General features: G+C 66.2%; 11 protein-coding genes. 5 read left to right on the forward strand and 6 right to left on the reverse strand.

The genetic code is table 11. The features are described from left to right. The first annotated feature begins 19 nt into the window (after positions 1 to 19). The 4 genes from ACFQ95_RS06535 (at position 20) to ACFQ95_RS06550 (ending at position 9444) form a co-directional block, all read left to right on the forward strand. Complete coding sequence (locus tag ACFQ95_RS06535; protein ID WP_422830030.1) at positions 20 to 1045, forward strand: 4-hydroxythreonine-4-phosphate dehydrogenase PdxA; 1026 nt, start codon at positions 20 to 22, stop codon at positions 1043 to 1045. A gap of 277 nt (positions 1046 to 1322) precedes the next feature. After that, positions 1323 to 3971 (forward strand): hypothetical protein, encoded by a 2649-nt coding sequence (locus tag ACFQ95_RS06540; RefSeq protein WP_422830031.1) that lies wholly within the window; start codon positions 1323 to 1325, stop codon positions 3969 to 3971. Then, positions 3968 to 7609: a hypothetical protein gene (locus tag ACFQ95_RS06545; protein WP_422830032.1), complete on the forward strand. Its 3642-nt coding sequence runs from the start codon at positions 3968 to 3970 to the stop codon at positions 7607 to 7609. Before ACFQ95_RS06540 ends, ACFQ95_RS06545 begins: the two co-directional genes overlap by 4 nt. Positions 7610 to 7635: 26 nt before the next feature. Next, positions 7636 to 9444, forward strand: a complete 1809-nt coding sequence (locus ACFQ95_RS06550) for a hypothetical protein (RefSeq protein ID WP_422830033.1) — start codon at positions 7636 to 7638, stop codon at positions 9442 to 9444. 123 nt (positions 9445 to 9567) lie between these two features. Here the strand turns inward: ACFQ95_RS06550 and ACFQ95_RS06555 are convergent, their stop codons facing one another. From ACFQ95_RS06555 to ACFQ95_RS06575, 5 genes are all read right to left on the reverse strand, one after another. Next, complete coding sequence (locus ACFQ95_RS06555; protein WP_422830034.1) at positions 9568 to 10206, reverse strand: HAD family hydrolase; 639 nt, start codon at positions 10204 to 10206, stop codon at positions 9568 to 9570. A gap of 28 nt (positions 10207 to 10234) precedes the next feature. Next, positions 10235 to 11464 carry a winged helix-turn-helix domain-containing protein gene (locus tag ACFQ95_RS06560; RefSeq protein ID WP_422830035.1) on the reverse strand — a complete coding sequence of 410 codons (1230 nt, stop codon included), beginning with the start codon at positions 11462 to 11464 and terminating at the stop codon, positions 10235 to 10237. A gap of 24 nt (positions 11465 to 11488) precedes the next feature. Continuing rightward, on the reverse strand, positions 11489 to 13048 hold the full coding sequence (gene pgi, locus ACFQ95_RS06565; RefSeq protein ID WP_422830036.1) for a glucose-6-phosphate isomerase: 1560 nt from the start codon (positions 13046 to 13048) through the stop codon (positions 11489 to 11491). A gap of 28 nt (positions 13049 to 13076) precedes the next feature. Further along, positions 13077 to 14024, reverse strand: coding sequence for a transaldolase (gene tal, locus ACFQ95_RS06570; protein WP_422830037.1), 948 nt, complete (start codon positions 14022 to 14024; stop codon positions 13077 to 13079). A 222-nt stretch (positions 14025 to 14246) separates the two neighbouring features. Further along, complete coding sequence (locus ACFQ95_RS06575; RefSeq protein WP_422830038.1) at positions 14247 to 15179, reverse strand: LysR family transcriptional regulator; 933 nt, start codon at positions 15177 to 15179, stop codon at positions 14247 to 14249. 117 nt (positions 15180 to 15296) lie between these two features. Here ACFQ95_RS06575 and ACFQ95_RS06580 point away from each other — a divergent pair, with 117 nt between their 5' ends. After that, positions 15297 to 16712: a coniferyl aldehyde dehydrogenase gene (locus tag ACFQ95_RS06580; protein ID WP_422830039.1), complete on the forward strand. Its 1416-nt coding sequence runs from the start codon at positions 15297 to 15299 to the stop codon at positions 16710 to 16712. A gap of 15 nt (positions 16713 to 16727) precedes the next feature. On the opposite strand, the gene ACFQ95_RS06585 is transcribed toward ACFQ95_RS06580, so the two are convergent. After that, positions 16728 to 17786 carry an ABC transporter ATP-binding protein gene (locus tag ACFQ95_RS06585; protein WP_422830040.1) on the reverse strand — a complete coding sequence of 353 codons (1059 nt, stop codon included), beginning with the start codon at positions 17784 to 17786 and terminating at the stop codon, positions 16728 to 16730. Positions 17787 to 17884: the final 98 nt, after the last annotated feature.

The following is a 17884-nucleotide window of genomic DNA, read 5'->3' on the forward strand; positions in this document are numbered from 1 at the left end:
CTTTTGAAGGACTTTCACAATGACTTCCCCACGTTCCAAACTCTGCCTGCTGCTCGGCGACCCTAGCGGCGTCGGGCCTGAAATGGCGCTCAAGCTGCTGGCCCGGCCGGCCAATCTGCAAGCGGCTGACATCCTGCTGATCGCCGACCCGCAGGCGCTGGCCAGCGGTCAGCAGATTGCGCAGCACAAGCTCGATGCGCTGGTGGTGCACGACCTGGCCGAGCTGCGCTTCGAGGCCGGTCGCCCTACCGTGCTGCTGCAGGACAGCTTGAACGGCCAGAAACCCGAGATCGGCACCTCCAACCTTGCCTCGGGCAAGGCTTCGTTCCAGGCGCTGGAGCTGGCCACCGTAACCGTGAAGCGTGGCCTGGTCGATGCGTTGCTGTTCGCGCCGCTCAACAAACATTCGCTGCGCCTGGGCGGCCTCACGCAGGAAGACGAGTTGCGCTACATGCAGGAGCGCTTTGACGTGAACGGCTTCGTCTGTGAGTTCAACATCACCAAGGGCCTGTGGACCTCGCGCGTAACCTCACACGTGCCGATCAGGGACGTGGCCCGGCTGATCACCGGCCAAGGTGTGAGCGAAGCGGTGAAGATCATCGACAGCGCGCTGCGCCAGTCCGGCGTGGCCAAGCCACGCATCGCTGTTTCCGGCCTGAACCCACATGCGGGCGACGGCGGCTCCATAGGCATGGAGGAAATCGAAATCATAGAACCGGCTGTGCGCCAACTGCAGGCCGAGGGTTTCGACGCACGTGGCCCGTTCTCGCCCGACACGGTGTTCATAGGTGCACGCCGCGGCGACGTGGACGCGGTGGTTTCCATGTACCACGACCAGGGCCAGATCGCGATGAAACTCATGGGCTTTGAAGGCGGCGTCACGCTGCATGGCGGCCTGCCCGTGCCGGTGGCCACCTCGGCCAGCGGCAGTGCATTCGACATCGCGGGCAAAGGCATCGCGCAGATCGAAGGTTTGCAGGAAGCCTTCAACCTATGTGTGCGCATGGCCGATGCGCGCAAACAGGCCATTTCCAAGGCCGCATGAACCGGGCCTGGCACCGGCACAGCGGGCCGGTATTTGATTGACTTTTGTTTCATAAAACGCTTCTTTTTGTTGTACCTCCCCTACAAAAAAAAGCATTAAACGAAACCGAACTTGCGGCAGGTTTTGCCCCTTGTTTCCGAGATAAATTGCTCCGCAATACGCGAGTGATTTAGCAATGTCCGCCTCGGCCATGCCGATGCGCGGCTCATGGAAAAAGGGTTGCCATGACACGGCCAGCGGGACGTAAAGCACTACGCAGCATGAGGGGACATGCTCCGTGGGCCTGAGGCTTGTCCGCATCCGATTGGTTTGTGCGGCCGCACTGCTAGGCCTTGCCTCACTGGTGCAGGCGCAGGTCACGCTCAACAACACCGCCAGCATCACGCCGCCTGCAGGCGTCAACGACCCCGACTGCGGCCTGCCCGGCCCGACCGATTGCGCGGGCAGCAACATCAGCAGCGCTTCGGCCGCAGTCTGGGTCGATGCCGTCACCAAGAGCGCCGAGCCGGCCAGCGGCACCGGAGTGCAGGTCGGCCAGACCATCACCTACAGCCTCACGGTGGCCGTGGCCAACGCGGCCACCAGCGTGCCCATCGTGCTGCAGGACCGGCTCAGCGCCGGCCTGCAGTTCGGCCAGGTGCTGAGCGCCGGGCCTTTTGTGGCGGGTGGCAGCGGCAACACCCGCAGCTTCACCTTACCCGCCGGCACACCTGTGGGCACACATGTGCTGCGCTACACGGCCACGGTGGCCGCGTCCAGCGGCACAGTCTCCAATGCGGTGACGGCGCCCGGCTGCACCGCAAACAGTTGCAGCACCGCACACCCCATCGGCGGCGTGACCGTGGTCAAGCAACTCACCAGCGAAAGCGGCACGCAGGCCGGCCTGGCGGAATTCGCCGAGACCCTGGGCTACACCATCACGGTCAGCAATGCCGACACCACAGTGGCCAGCAACGTCCGCTTCAACGAGAACGTGCCGGCCGGCGCCACGCTGGTCGGCGTGGACGGCGCCGCGGGCTTCACCGGCGCCGTGACGGGCCCGGCGGTCGTGCCGCTGGTGGTGGCCCAGGTGCCGGCGGGCGGCACGGCCACCGTGGCCGTGCGCTTCCGCATCGCCGATGTACCGCCCGCGGGCCAGACCGAGATCATCAACCGCATCGACGGCGGCGACATCAACAGCACGCTGTGCGGTGCACGCTGCACCGTCACCACGTCGCTGGAGCAGCCCACGGCCATGCGCATCGTCAAAAGCGTGGCCGTGCGCGAGGTGCACATCGGCGACCTGGTGCGCTACACACTGCGCGTGGCCAACGCCGGCGCCATCAACATCGTGGACGGCCGCATCCTCGACACACCGCCGCCCGGCTTCAGCTATGTGGCCGGCTCCATGGCCGTGGCCGACCGCGACGGCGCCTTCACGCTGGGCAGCGCGCAGACGCCGCTGCAGATAGCCGGCCTAGACATCGCCACCGGCCAGGAGGCCGTCATCAGCTACCTGCTGCGCGTGGGCGCCGGTGTGCGCCAGGGCGTGCACACCAACCAGGCGCAGGCGGTGGACCGGCGCGGCTGGGCCATCTCCAACACCGCGACGGCGCAGGTCACGGTGGTGGCCGATCCGCTGCTGGACGAAGCGCTGATCCTGGGCACGGTGTTCGACGACCGCGACGGCGACGGATGGCAGGACCCGGCCAGCCTGAGCGGCGTGCGTGTGCAGGGCGGCTTCGCGCCCGAGGCCTACATCGCCGGCTCGACCAAGATCGACCGCGGCCAGGGTTTCGCGCCCGTGCCGGACGAGAGCGCGCCGCTGCTGCACGGCATCGACCTGGGGCACATTGCCGGCCGCCAATCCGAGGCCGACGCGCCCGAGAACCACCAGATCGTGCTACGCCAGCGCCTGCGCACACTGGACTGGCGTGACGACTTCGTGTTGCACAGCGCCCAGGGCGTGCGGCTGCGCATGGACGCCGCCGGCAGCACCCGCATCGAGCGCGAGGGCGATGCCGCCAAGGGCCTGAACGCCGCGTTGCCCGCCGTGCGGCGCGAGGTCGCGCTGGGCGAGGGCGGCTACGTGGTGGACTACGTGGTGCGCAACCTGGGCGTGGACGAGCGCGGCATCGCCGGTATGCGCATCGCCTCGGCCGAAGGCCTGCTCATGGAGACCGATGCCTACGGCCGCTACCACCTGCTGGGCATCTCCGGCGGCACGCAGGGCTTCGGCCGCAACTTCGTGCTCAAGCTCGACCCGGCCACGCTGCCGGCCGGGGCCGAACTCAGCACGCCCAACCCGCTGGTGCGCCGCATCACGCCGGGCCTGCCGGTGCGCTTCGACTTCGGCGTGCGCCTGCCCGTGCAGCGCGTGGGTGGCCAGGCGGCTCCCGTCGACATCGTGCTCGGCGAGGCCTTGTTCGAGAGCGGCCAGGCCGGCCTGAACCCGGCCCACAGCGCTGCGCTGGAGGCGCTGGCGCAGCAGCTGCAGGGCGCCGGCAGCGGCGGCATGCTGGTGCTGGATGTGCGCGGCGATGCTGCGCTGGCCCTGGCGCGCGCCCATGCCGTGCGCAGTGCACTGGTGCCGCGCCTGCAGCCGGCCAGCGCCCGCGCGCTGCGCGTGGGGCTGCAAGAGCCTGGTGGAACGCTGGCAACCCAGCTGCACGGCGGCGTGCTGCTGGGCACGGCGCTGTTCGACACCGGCCAGGCCACGCTGCGGCCGGCCGCCGGCCCGCTGCTGGGCCAGCTGGCCCAGCAGCTGCAGCGCGATGGCGGCGGCCGCGTGTTGATCGCGCAGGAGGCCGGTGCGTCGGCCGCGCTGGCCCTGGCCCGTGCCGGCGCCGTGCAGGCCGCCCTGCAGACCGAATTGCCCGAAGCGCTGCGCCAACGCGTGTTGTTCGCGCCCGAAACGGCCGCACAGCCGACCGGAGTCCAGCCATGAAGCGCCGCCTGCTGGGCTGTGCCCTGTTTTCCATCGCCTCGGTCGGCACGCCGGATGCCTGGGCCCAGGTGCTGCGGCCCGTGGCCCCGGCCCCGGCCACCCCCGCGGCCAGCGCCGCGCCCGGCTGCGGCCCCCAGGGCTGCAGCACCGCCGAGGGCAGCCCGCTGTTCCAGCTGCAGCCGCGCGGCGCGCCGGACGCGCAGCCCCCGCGGCCGGCCCCGCCCGGCCGCGCGGCCACGGGCACCGGCCTGTCGCTGCTGCTGCCGAATGGCGGCATGGTCTGGGCCACCGAAGACCCGGCGCTGGGCCAGCCCGAACTGAGCGTCTCGGGCCCAGCCGAGGTGGCTTTCGAGAACGGCCGCCTCACGCGCGCCGTGCCCTTCTACCTGCGCAGCAACTACCCGGCCTTCATCCGCAGGCTGGAGCTGAGCATCTACCGCGCCAGCGACACCGCCTACACCGAGCCGCTGGCCCGGCTGCCGATGCCGGTGGCGGCCGTGGGCAGTGTGCAGTGGAGCGGTGCGCCGGCCTCGCGCTTTCCGCTGCGCACGGGCGACGAGCTGGTCTATGTGCTGCGCGCCTATGGGGCCAATGGCGAGAACATCGCGGTGGACGAAACCCTGCCGCGCAGCCTGCGCCTGGCCCGCCCCGAGGACGTGGAGCGCCGCGACAGCCAGTTGCGCGACACCACCGAGCGCAGCCTGGGCGCGGCCCTGAGCCTGCAGCAGGCCCAGGCTCAACGGCTGGTGGACAGCGTGTTCGCCAGCAACGACCTGCGCCAGCAGAACATCGCGCTCTACGGTTCGCGCATCCGCATCCAGGGCCGCAACCTGCCCGAAGGCGCGGCGCTGGAGATCAACGGCCAGGGCTACCCGACCGATCTGGAGCGCAAGTTCGTGGCCGAGTTCCTCTCGCCCGTGGGCCTGCACCGCTTCGACCTCACGGTGCGCGCGCCCGGCCAGGCGCCGCTGCAGCATGTGCTGGAGGTGGATGTCACGGGCAAGTACCTGTTCGGCGTGGGCATGGCCGACCTCACGGTGTTCCAGAACCAGGCCAGCGGCCCGGGCCGCGAACTGGCGCTGAACGGAAACGAAGGCAGCGTGCTGAGCAACGGCCGGCTGGCCTTCTACGGCAAGGCCAAGATAGCCGGCACCTACCTCGTGACCGGCCAGGTCGACACGCAGGAGCGCGACGTGCGCCAGCTGTTCTCGGGCTTCAGCAAGGCCTATCCACAAGACATCTTCCGCCGGCTCGACCCCGACCTGTACTACCCGACCTATGGCGACGACTCGACCACCGTGCGCGATGTGGACACGCAGGGCCGGTTCTACCTGCGCGTGGACTGGGACAAGAACCAGGCCCTGTGGGGCAACTACCAGACCGGCTTCAGCGGCACGGCCTACGGCCAGTACATACGCTCGCTGTACGGCGCGGCCGCCAAGTGGCGCTCCAGCGGCACCAACCCCTGGGGCGAGGCCAACACCCAGCTGCGCGCCTTTGCATCGGAGGCGCAGACCGCGCCTGGCCACAGCGAGTTCCTGGGCACGGGCGGCAGCCTTTACTACCTGCGCCACACCGACATCCTGCCGGGCTCGGAAGTGGTGGTGGTCGAGCAGCGCAACCGCAGCACCGGCCGCGTCGAGAGCCGACGCCAGTTGCAGCGCGGCACCGACTACGAAATCAGCGACCTGCAGGGCCGCATCGTGCTGCTGCACCCGCTGCTGCAGTTCGCCGATGATGGCCTGCAAGGGATCACGCGCGACACACCGCTGGCCGGACTGGAGCAGTACTTGCTGGCCGACTACGAATGGCGTCCCAGCGGCTACAACAACGGCAACCTGGCGACAGGCCTGCGCGGCAAGCATTGGGTCAACGAGTACCTGGCCGTGGGCGCAACCTACGTGGACGAACGCCGCGCTGGCGAGGACTACAGCCTGAAAGGCGTGGACGTGACGCTGCAGGCCGGCCGCGGCACCACCCTGCGGCTGGAGCGCAGCAACAGCCACGCCACAGCCGCGCCGGTGTTCGTCTCCAGCAACGGCGGCCTGAGCTTTGCGCAACGCAACAACGAGGTCGGCCCGCGTGCCGGTAATGCCACCATGGTGGAAGGTACGGCCAGCCTGCAGGAGCTAGGCTGGACCGAACGCAACTGGACGCTGGGCGCCTGGTGGCGGCGTGTGGATGCGGGTTTCTCGGCCGCGCGCGAGGACTACGGCGTGGACCGGCTCGAGGTTGGTGCAGAAGTTCGCGGCCAGGTCAGCGACACGCTGGAGCTATTGGCCCAGCACAGCCGTGCCACGCGCGGCGCCGAAGCGCTGGAGCAAACCCGCCTGACCACACAATGGCGTGCGACCGAGGACAACACCGTGACCGGCGAGTTGCGCCGTATCACGCAGCAGCGGCTGACGGGCATCGCCGAGGGCACGCTGGGCGCGATCAAGTACACACGCCGCGTCACGCCGCAGCTGGAGCTGTACGGCATCGCCCAGCAGACGCTGGACAACGACGGCGGCCGCTACCCCGACAACGACGCCACCACGCTGGGCACGCGTTACCGTTTCGACAACCTCTCGGTGCTGGGCGCGGAAGTCACACACGGCGACCGCGGCAACGCGGCTCAGCTCAACGGCGAGTACCGGCTCAGCGCCGACCACACGCTGTACGGCACACTCACACACAGCACCGACAGCAGCGACTTCGACTCCTTGTTCAACAACCGGATGCAGAGCGGCTGGACGCTGGGCCAGCGCTGGCGCCTGGGCGAGCGCAGCACCCTGTACAACGAGAGCCAGTACCTCAAGGAGCCGGCGGCGAACGGCCTGATGCACACCTTCGGCATGGACTTCTACCCCGTGGTGGGCTGGAGCACCGGCTTCACGCTGCAAAAGGGCGACCTGGAGAGCAGCGCCGGCACCGTGCACCGGCGCGCCGTGAGCGTCAGCGCGGGCCGCGCCTCGCCGACCACCGAGTGGTCGAGCAAGCTCGAATGGCGCGAGGACACCGGCGCCGAGCGCCGCCGCCAATGGGTCAGCACCAACCGCGTGAACCACAAGCTGGACGAGGACTGGCGCGTGTCCGCGCGGCTGAATTACTCGCGCACACGCGACCAGATCGATGCCCTGGCCGGTGCCAGGTTCGCCGAGGCCGGCGTGGGCTTCGCCTGGCGGCCGCACGACGATGCTCGCTACGCGCTGCTGGGCCGCTACACCTACCTCTACGACCTGCTCTCGCTGGGCCAGATCGGCAACACCGATTACGACCAGCGCTCGCACGTGGTCTCGCTGGAGGGCATCTACAAATACGACCACCAGTGGGAGTTCGCCGCCAAGCTGGCCCAGCGCGAGGGCGCCGCACGTGCCGGCCGCGGCACCGGCCCATGGTTCGATTCCAGCACACGCTTTACTGCGCTGCAGGCGCGCTACACCCTGCCGCGGCAGTGGCACGGCCTGGCCGAGTACCGCTGGCTGAACGTCAAGGACGGCGGCACGCGCCAGGGCTGGCTGGTCGGCTTAGACCGCGACATCACCCAGAACCTGCGCCTGGGCGTGGGCTACAACTTCACCGACTTCAGCGACGACCTGACCCGTTTCGGCTACCGCTACCGGGGCTGGTACATCAACGTGGTGGGAACGTATTGAGGACCATGGACACAACACTTCTTCCTATGGCGCGACGCCTGCTGGCAACCCTGGCTTTGCTGCTGGCGACCGCGCTGGCGCTGGGCACAAGCCCGGCAGCGCGTGCGCAGACCAGTTGGGTGAGCCTGGCCGGTGGTGCACCGGGTCTCAGCAACGATGGCCAGGCACGTTCGCTGACCTGGCTCTGGTCGCCGGGCGGGGCCAGCATCAGCGGCACGGTGGACATCACACGCACCGGCGCAGGCCAGCACTACGTGCTGGCCGAGAGCCAGTTGGCGACGATCCAGGCCTACGCGCCGTCTTCGGGCGAGTACGACAACAGTCCCTATGCCGTCTCGCTGGGCGGCGCGGCGGGCATACTGCAGTTCGGCTCCGAAGGCGAGTCTGGCCGTGGCCCCAACGATGTGCCGGCGGGACAGTTCTCCACCACCGTCGTGGACTTCCGTTTCGACGGCACCGTCAGTGCGCCGCGCAACACGCTGCTCACCCTGTTCGATCCGGGCAGCATCGAACTCGGCGTCGCCGGCCCGGCCGTCTACCGCTTCACGGCTTTCTACCGCGGCGCGCCAGTGGACACCAGCAGCTGGACCGTGAGCGTGGTCAAACCTTACCTGCCGGCTGTCGCACCAGCCAATTGGAGCTGGGATGCGCCCTCGGGCACCTATAGGCTTTCGCAGTACCCGTCCGCCTCCGCCCAGCCCGACTACAGCGACTACAGCTTCCCGGACACGCTGGTCTTCATCAACACCCAGAACACCACCTTCGACCGGGTGGTGCTGACCGCGGAAGGCCTGGCCTTCGACACCATGGCCATGTCCATAGGCTCGGCCAACCGGCCTAACCTGCCGATCACGCTGAATGCAGCCTGGAGCAACGCCACGGCGGCCGACGCGGTCGGGCTGACCATTGCCGGTGCGGGCGCAGAATTGACCAGCGCCGGCAGTGCCGTGGCACCAACCAGCAGTACGGCAGCCAGCGCCAACGGCGTGCCAGGCCAGTTGGCCACCATCCGCGAAACCTTCACGCGCGGTGATGCGGCCAACTACACCATCACCTGGTCCTGCCGGCGACTCTCGAACAACGTGGTCTTCGCCAGCGGCACGGGCGCCACTGGCGGCTTCATCATGCCCACCGACAGCGGCGTGGCCTGCGGTTTCACCAACCTGGGCCGGGCCGCACTGCAGCTGCGCAAGGCGCTGCCATTCGGCCGCCGCGTGGCCAGCGACCAGTTCAGCCTGGCCGTCGCCGGCCCGGGCGCGCCGGTGGTGGTGACCACCAGCGGCACTGGCACCACGGCCACCGGCAGCGTCGCGCTGGCCACCGCCACGGTGGGCAGCAGCTACACCTTCACGGAAACCGCCGCGGCTGGCGCCAACCTCGCCGACTACGGCAGCAGCTGGAGTTGCAGCAACACGCGCTCTGGCGGGCAAACCCCCAACGGCACGGGCACCAGCTTCGCGCTGACACTGGTGGCGGGCGACGATCTCGACTGCAGCTTCCGCAACAGCGTGCGGCCCGCTGCCGACCTGCGCGTGCGCAAGAGCGTGGCGCCAGCCGGCGCACGCACCGGCGAAGTACTGAGCTATACCCTGGTGGCCGACAACCAGGGGCCGGACCCGGCCAACGGTGCACTGCTGCGCGATGCGCCCGGTGCGGGTTTGGACTGCAGTCGGCCCGCGAGCACGGCAGCATGCACCGCCAGTGGCGGCGCTGCCTGCCCCTCCCCCACGGTACCGGTTGCCAGCCTGTTGGGCAGCGGCATCCTGCTGCCGACGCTTCCGGTCGGTGGCAGCGTCAGCCTGAGCCTGCAGTGCACCGTGACGGCCACACCGTAAGAAGCTGTTGAATGCCATTTCGGGGATCACACATGTGCTTCAAGCCGTGTCCACCAAGGCACGCGCTGCAGCGCATATGTCAGCATGGCGCGCAGCCGCTTGGCTGTGCGCGCATCAAACGGCTTAGAAATCCAGGCCCAAAGCCTTTAAATCCTGCTCCACCTGCGCGGTGGATTTGAAGTGAATGCCATGCCAGCCCTGCGCCTGGGCGGCCTGCACATTGCCCAGCAGGTCGTCGATGAACACGGTCTTGGCGGGCTCCAATGCATGGCGGCTTTGCAGCAGCTCGAAGATGGCGGGCTCGGGTTTGATGAGCTTCACGTCGCCCGAGAAGATGCCACCGTCGAAGTCGCCCAAGAAGCCGTGCAGGCGCTCCAGGGTGCGCGCAAAAGGCGCGGGCATGTTCGAGAGAAAGTAGAGCTTGAGCGGCTCGTCGCTTTGCGCTGCACGTTCACGCAAAGCCACCAGGCGTGCCAGCATCGCCACCGATTCGGGCATGGGTTCCAGAAACAGATCCATAGGCTCGATCAAGGTGGCGAGCTTGGGTCTATCCAAGGACAGACGCGCAGCCATCAGGTCAATCACCTCGGGCAAAGACACCGTGCCACGGTCAAACGCCAGCCAGTCGGCGTGGCCAAACATCTCATGTGCCAGATGCCCTGCAGCCGCAAGGCTGTCGGCGCGCTCGGGAAACCACTTGGCGACCATTTCCACGGGGCGCCAGGTGAATAACACGGCGCCAAAGTCGAATACCACGTTCATGAATTCCTCCTGTTTTTTCTATCGTGTTTTATTTCAAAGCCCGCAGGGCGCGCCGCAGCGGCACCGCAAGTTTGGCCGGTTGTGTGCGTGTGATACGCACCTTGGGTGTGCCATGCCAGGTGGCGCTGCGCTGTATGGCCTGGGCCACAGCGGCCATTTGCGCGTCGCTCCACTGCAGGCCGGGCTGCACATGCAGCGCACGCACTTCAAACACACCCTCGGCGCGGTGCGCCTTGGCGTCGAGCCGGCCTATGAGTTCACCTCGGCTCAGAATCGGCAGCACGAAGTAGCCGTAGAGGCGTTTTTCTTCGGGGGTGTAGCACTCCAGGCGGTAGTCGAAGTCGAACAGCGCCAGCGCGCGTTCGCGGTCCCAGACCACCGGGTCGAAGGGCGACAACAACGCCGTGTGTGTGGCCTGCAAGCTGCCGGCTTGTGCCTGCTGCAACCACCCGGCATTTTGTTGATGCACGTAGCCCGGCAGGTCCCAGCCGTCCACCGCCACACGCAGCAGCACCCCCGCCTCCACCAGCGCATCCAGATCGGCATCCTTGAAGCGCGGCTTGGTGCGAAAGTAGTCATGCACCCAGCGCGCCTGTGTGATGCCTAGAGCAGCAATCGCGCGCTCGGCCCAATGCTGGTTCAACGCCTCCACCGAAGTCTCGGCCGATGCAGCATGGCTCAGCAGCTGTGGTGCCACACGTTCGCTGAGGTCGTACACGCGGTGAAAGTTTTCGCGCCGCGCAATCATCAACTCGCCTTTGGCAAACAGCGCTTCGAGCCAGCGCTTTTCATCCTTCCAGCCCCACCATGGGCTGCCAGCAGCTTGCACACGCTCAAAGTCCGACGACTTGACCGGTCCATGGGCACGCACATGCGCCAACAATTGATCGAGATGCGGGCGCTGTGCCTGGTGGCATTGTTCGGCCTTGGTGATGCCCCAGTGCTGGCGCGCCAAGCGGTTGTAGGCACGGTGTGTATGTAAATCGGCCATGGGCGCAAAACACGCTTCGTGGGCCCAGGTTTCGAACACCTGGGCGCTGGCTAAAGTGTCTTCCAGCCATTGGCGCGGGTAGTCACCCAAACGCGAATGCAGCACCAGGTAGGGGCTGCGCGACACCACGTGTATGGTGTCGATCTGCAGCAGCGCCATGCGCTCGATGCAAGCCGCCACATCGGCCAAGGTGGCGGCGGCGCTGGGCGGCTGCAGCAGGCCCTGCGCGGCCAGATGCAGCGCGCGGGCTTGTGCAAGGCTCAGCAAGATCTAACCGCTCTTAAAAGCGACTTAGCCGCGCAAACGTGCCAACAGCCCTGCGGTAGAGCCATCCAGCCCCGCCACATCGCCCGATTGCAGGCGCGGCTCTATGTCCTTGGCCAACACCTTGCCAAGTTCCACACCCCATTGGTCAAAGCTGTTGATGCCCCAGATGGCGCCGCTGACAAACACGCGGTGCTCCTGCAGCGCGATCAACGCGCCCAGTGTGGCGGGTGTCAACGCTTCCAGCACAAAGAAGCTGCTCGGGCGGTTGCCCGGGAAGTTGCGGTGCCCGCCCGCATCGGTCTTGCCCACCATCAAGGCCTGGGCTTGCGCCAGCACATTGGCCAACAAAGCCGCGTGGTGGCCGGGCAGCGTGTGGCGCTCCTTCTTCACCGCGACAAACTCCACCGGCACCACGTCAGTGCCCTGGTGCAGCATCTGAAAATAAGCATGCTGACCATTGGTGCCGGGCTCGCCCCACAACACCGGCGAAGTGCCATAGGCCAGCGGCTGGCCGTGGATGTCGACCTGCTTGCCGTTGCTCTCCATCTCCAACTGCTGCAGGTAGGCCGGCAGGCGGCGCAAGGCGCTGTGGTAGGGCGCAATGCTGCGGCTGGTAAAGCCGTGAAAGTTGCGGTACCAGACATCGAGCAAGCCCAACTGCACGGGCAGGTTTTGCGCCAGCGGCGTGGTGCGGAAGTGTTCGTCCATGGCGTGGGCGCCGGTCAGAAACTCGCGGAAGCTGCCCGCACCAATGGCGATGGCCAGCGGCAGGCCAATGGCCGACCACATGGAGTAGCGCCCGCCCACCCAGTCCCAGAAACCGAAGGTGGTGGTGATGCCAAAGTCCTTGGCGGCCGCCACGTTGGTGGTCAGCGCCGCGAAGTGGCGTGCCACATCGGTGCCGCCCTGCTGCTCGAACCAGGCCTTGGCCGAGCGCGCATTGGCCATGGTCTCGGCCGTGGTGAAGGTTTTTGACGCAACCAAAAACAGCGTGTTCTTCGCCTGCAACTTCGGCAGCAGTGCAGCCATTTCGTGGCCGTCGACGTTGGAGATGAAGTGAAAGCGTTTGCCCGGCAGCACAAAAGAATCGAGCGCCAGCACCGCCATTTGCGGGCCGAGGTCGGAGCCGCCGATGCCGATGTTGACCACGTCGGTGATCTCGGCGTCGCCACGCACTTGCTCCGCATAGGCCAGCATGGCGTCGAGCACGCTGTGCACGTCTTGCAACGCGGATGCCACAAACTCGGCCTTGGGTGTTGCCGCAGCCGGTGTGCGCAGCAGCCAGTGCATCACCGCGCGTTGCTCGGTGCTGTTGATGGCCGCGCCAGCAAACATCGCGTCGCGCGCCTGCTCCAGGCCGGTTTGCTGCGCCAGCTCCAGCAACAAGGCCTGCGTGGCCGCGTCGATACGGTTCTTCGACAAGTCGGCAAAGACGTGCGGCGCGGCAATGCTGAACTTGGTGAAACGCTCGGAATCGGCGGCAAAGGCTTGGCGCAGGTCAAAGGCTTCGCCACTGCAGTCAAACTGGGTCTGCAGCTTTTCCCAGGCGGGCACCTGATCGCAGCGTGGGCGCTTGCTAGGCACTTGAGAGGTTGGCGCGGCGCTCGTCATATCAGGCGGCCTGCAACAGCTTGTCGAGCTTGCCTGCATCCACCGCAAAGGCGCGAATGCCTTCGGCCAGTTTTTCGGTGGCCATGGCATCTTCGTTCAGCGCGTAGCGGAAGGCGGCTTCGTCATAACTCACCTGATCCAGCTTCATGCTCTTGGCGGCGGCGGGGTCGAGCTCGCGCTGCAGCGGGGCATTGCTGTCGGCCAGGTTGGCCAGCAGGTCGGGGCTGATGGTCAGCAGGTCGCTGCCGGCCAGGGCGGTGATCTGGCCGACATTGCGGAAGCTTGCCCCCATCACTTCGGTAGCAATGCCGAAGTGTTTGTAGTAGTTGTAGATCTGGCGCACCGACTTCACACCGGGGTCGTTGGCACCCGCGTTGTCGGCTTCGACCCAGTTGGCACCGGCGGTCTTTTTGTACCAGTCGTAGATACGGCCGACAAACGGCGAGATCAACTGCACCTTGGCCTGGCCGCAAGCCACGGCCTGAGCAAACGAGAACAGCAAGGTGAGGTTGGTACGGATGCCGCGTTGCTCCAGTTGTTCGGCGGCGCGGATGCCTTCCCAGGTGGCGGCCACCTTGATGAGCACGCGGTCGCTGCTGATGCCTTCGGCCTTGTACAAGGCGATGAGGCGCTCACCACGCTTGACGGTGGCGGCGGTGTCGAAACTCAGGCGTGCATCAACTTCGGTGGACACACGGCCAGGAATGATGGAGAGGATTTCGCTGCCGAAGCGCACCAGCAGGTGGTCGACCACTTCGTCCAGCGGCTTGCCACGGTACTTGGCCACGGTTTCCGTGAGCAGCGGCTGGTAGTCGGCCTTTTGCACGGCCTTGAGGATGAGTGAGGGGTTGGTGGTGGCGTCGGTTGGTTTGTAGACCCCAAGCTGCTTGAAGTCGCCGGTGTCGGCCACTACGGTGGTGAATTGCTTGAGCGCGTCGAGTTGGTTCATGTCTTGATGCCGGGTTCACCGGTTGTTGTGCCCAGGGGGAGCTTGTTGGACAGGCTCCCGGGGGCCCTCACTGAAAACGTGTGACAACACTTGCCGCGTCATCACACACAACAGCCCCATGGTACAAACAAAAACGGTTCCCCGGACAGCGTTGGGGTTCTTCCGTGTTACCAAACACGCAGCGCGCAGGCCCTATGTGGTTCCATTGGGTTCCAATGGGTGCTACTTCTTTCGTGACGTGGCGGTGACAGCATTCCCCTTGCCCTCCAAACCACCCGCCAAACGCCACAGCAAGGTTTGCCGCGCATGCGCCACACGGGCCTGGCGCAGCGCAATGGGCGTCCAGGCCAGGTGGTAGCTCAGTGTGGTCGAGGCCACGGGCGCGGCGATCTCCAGCAGTTCACCTTTGGCCAGGTAGTCGCGGCAAAGATACTCGGGCAGCGCCGTCCAGCCAAAGCCCCGGCACAGCAGGCTGCGCAGCGAGCGCAGGTCCTGGCCAATCATGGCCGGCGGCACCTGCAGCGGGCCGAGTGCGTTTTTCTCCAACCATTGGTCGATCAGCGGAATCTCCAGGCTATAGGCCAGCAAGGGCTCGGCGCGCAAGGCGCTTTTCAGGTCTTTGGCCTGGTGTATGCGCTGTGCCACGGCCGGCGCCGCGACAGCCAAGACCCGCTCGGTGCGGATCAGGTCGCTGCGCAAACGCGGGTCGGTGCTGGGGAAGGCGGTGATGCCCAGGTCGCTGTCACCGTCGATCAGCATTTGGTGGATCAGGTCGCGGTCGCCCGACTGCAAACGCACACGCACACCCACCTCCAGCAGCGGCACCAGTTCGGCCGCCACCACCTCGGCCAGAAAGTCCACATGGCCGACGATTTGCAGCGCGCCAGCCACTTCCACCGAACGTGCACGCGCCGACGCTAGCGCGGCCTCGGCCGAATCAAGCTTGTCGCCCACGTCAGCCGCCAGTTCATCGGCCGCCGCCGTGGGGCTCACACCTTGGCTTTCGCGCACAAACAGGCGCCGGCCAATCGTCGCCTCCAGCCCGGCGATGTGTTGCGACACCGCCGGTTGTGTGAGGTTCAGGCTGCGTGCGGCGGCGCTGATGGATTTTTGGCGATAGACCTCGATGAAGGTGCGCAGGCGAGAAAGCGACATGCGCTCATCATAAATAAATTTATACCCCTACCTAAATCATGCTGTTGGCGCTTTGCGGCGGCTGTTCCTACCATTCGCCATCGCCTTTAGAAGGCACTCAACGGAAGCGAATCGCATATGAACTCCACCCAATCCGTGCAAGACCTCAAAGCCATAGTGCAAGCCATGAAACAAGCGCATTTGGCCAAGGGGCCAGCCGATGCCGCGCTGCGCCGTGACCGCCTGTTGCGCGCCGCCAGCCTGATCAAGGACAACCACGCCGCGCTGGCCCAGGCCATGAGCGCCGACTTTGGCCACCGCGCCATCTACCACTCGATGACGGCCGACGTGATGACCACCATCAAGATGCTGCACTACTCGGCCGAGAACCTGGCGCAGTGGATGCAGGCCGAGGCCGTGGAGACCCCGGCACCTGGCATCAAGGGCTGGATCCAACCGCAACCGCTGGGCGTGGTGGGCATCATCAGCCCGTGGAACTTCCCCATCAACCTGGCGTTTGGACCGCTATCGGGTGTGTTTGCGGCGGGCAATACGGCGTTGCTCAAGCCTTCGGAGCTGACGCCACGCACCTCTGACCTGTTTGCCGAACTCGTGGGCCGTTACTTCGACGCCATGGAGTTTGGCGTGGTGCTGGGCAACGCCGAAGTTGGTGCCAGCTTCAGCGGCCTGGCGTTCGACCACCTGGTGTTCACCGGCAGCACCACCGTGGGCCGCCACGTGATGCGTGCCGCCGCCGACAACCTGGTGCCAGTGACGCTAGAGCTGGGCGGCAAGTCGCCCGTGGTGGTGGACGATGATGCCGACATCCAGGTTGCGATGGAGCGTACGCTGACCGTGAAGACCTTCAACGCCGGCCAGATCTGCATCTCGCCCGACTACATGCTTGTGCCGCAGAAACAGGTGGATAGCTTGGTGGCCACGGCGCAGCGCTTCATGGCCAAGGCCTTCCCCACGCTGCAGGACAACACCGAATACACCGCCATCATCAGCGACCGGCATTTTGAGCGCCTGGCCCATCTGCTGGCCGATGCCGCGCAAAAGGGCGCACGTGTGCTGAGCCTGGCGCCCGCCGGTGAACCCGCCTTTGATGCGGCCACACGCAAGATGGCGCCGCACCTGGTGCTGGACGTGAGCGACAACATGCAGATCATGCAGGAAGAAATCTTCGGCCCGCTGCTGCCCATCAAGACCTACAGCGACCGCAGCGAACCCGTGGCCTACATCAACGCCCACCCACGTCCCTTGGCCGCGTATTACTTTGGCAACGACCCGGTGCGCCAGCAAGCGTTTGCCCTAAACACCACCTCGGGTGCGCTGGTGTTCAATGACGTGATGACCCATGTGTCGATTGAAACCCTGCCCTTCGGCGGTGTGGGCGGCTCGGGCACGGGCGCCTACCACGGCATCCACGGTTTCCGCCGTTTCAGCCATGCCAAGGCGGTGGTGCAGCAGAGCGCAGACGGCGCCTCGGGCCTGCGTTTACGCGCCCCTTACGCCGACAAGTTGCAGCAGTTGATGGCGCTCGTCGGCTAAGCGACTTCAGCGAAATCAGGCCACACGTACCACGGAAACCCCGTGGTCGGCCAGGCGCAGCACCACGGTGGCGCCCACCGGCAACACATTCGTCAGATCCGGCGAGACCACAAAAATTTTGCCCAGCGCGGTCTCGAAGGTGTATTCGAAAAAGCTGCCCAGGTAGGCCGACTTGAGCAGCGTGGCGGGCAGGCTGGTGGCGTCAGCGCTGGCGGCAGCACCAATGTGCCAAGCCTCGGGCCGCACCGCCACCTTCACCGGGCCAGCCGCCACGCCTGGGCGTGCGGCCAGGGTGATGGGGCCCAACTGCACGCGGCCATCGGCGTCGGCCGTGCCGGGAAACAGCATGGCCTCGCCCATGAAGCCAGCCACAAATTCGCTTTGTGGGCGCTCGTACATGTCTTGCGGCGTGCCGCTTTGGGCAATCAGGCCCTGGTTCATCACGATGATCTGGTCGCTCACGGCCAAGGCTTCGCTCTGGTCGTGGGTGACGTAGGCCACGGTGAGTTTCAGGCGTTGCTGCAGCGAGCGGATTTCTTCACGCATTTCGCGGCGCAGGCGTGCGTCGAGGTTGGACAGCGGCTCGTCGAACAACAGCACCGCAGGCTCCAGCACCAAGGCGCGCGCCAGCGCCACACGTTGTTGCTGGCCGCCCGACAGCTCACTCGGCAAACGGTCGTCAAAACCCACCAGCCCTACGCCATTCAACACCTCGCGCGCGCGGCGAGTGGCTTCGGCCTTGGGCACATTGCTCATCTTCAAACCGTAGCAGACGTTCTCCAACACGTTCATGTGCGGAAACAGTGCATAACTCTGGAACACCAGGCTGACGTTGCGGTCCGCCGGACCCAGCGTGGTCACGTCTTTGCCGTCGATGAAGATCTGCCCGCCGCTGGGCGACTCCAGCCCCGCAATCATGCGCAGCGTGGTGGTTTTGCCGCAGCCGGAGGGGCCGAGTATGGTGGTCAACGTACCCTTGGGCACCACAAAGTCAATGCCCTTGACGGCCAGTGGCGCCGCTGCATCGCTGCCGTAGCGCTTGGTCACGCCCTTGAATTCGATCCCGTGGTTCATGCCATTCCCTTGCTTCAATTCTGTACGTTATTGCTATCGATAGAGAAGCTGCTCACGCTTGCTTAGAAAGCGCTGCAGCCCTATTTCTTTTAAATCAC

This window comes from Variovorax sp. HJSM1_2, assembly GCF_049316285.1.
Lineage (GTDB): Bacteria > Pseudomonadota > Gammaproteobacteria > Burkholderiales > Burkholderiaceae_C > Rhodoferax_B.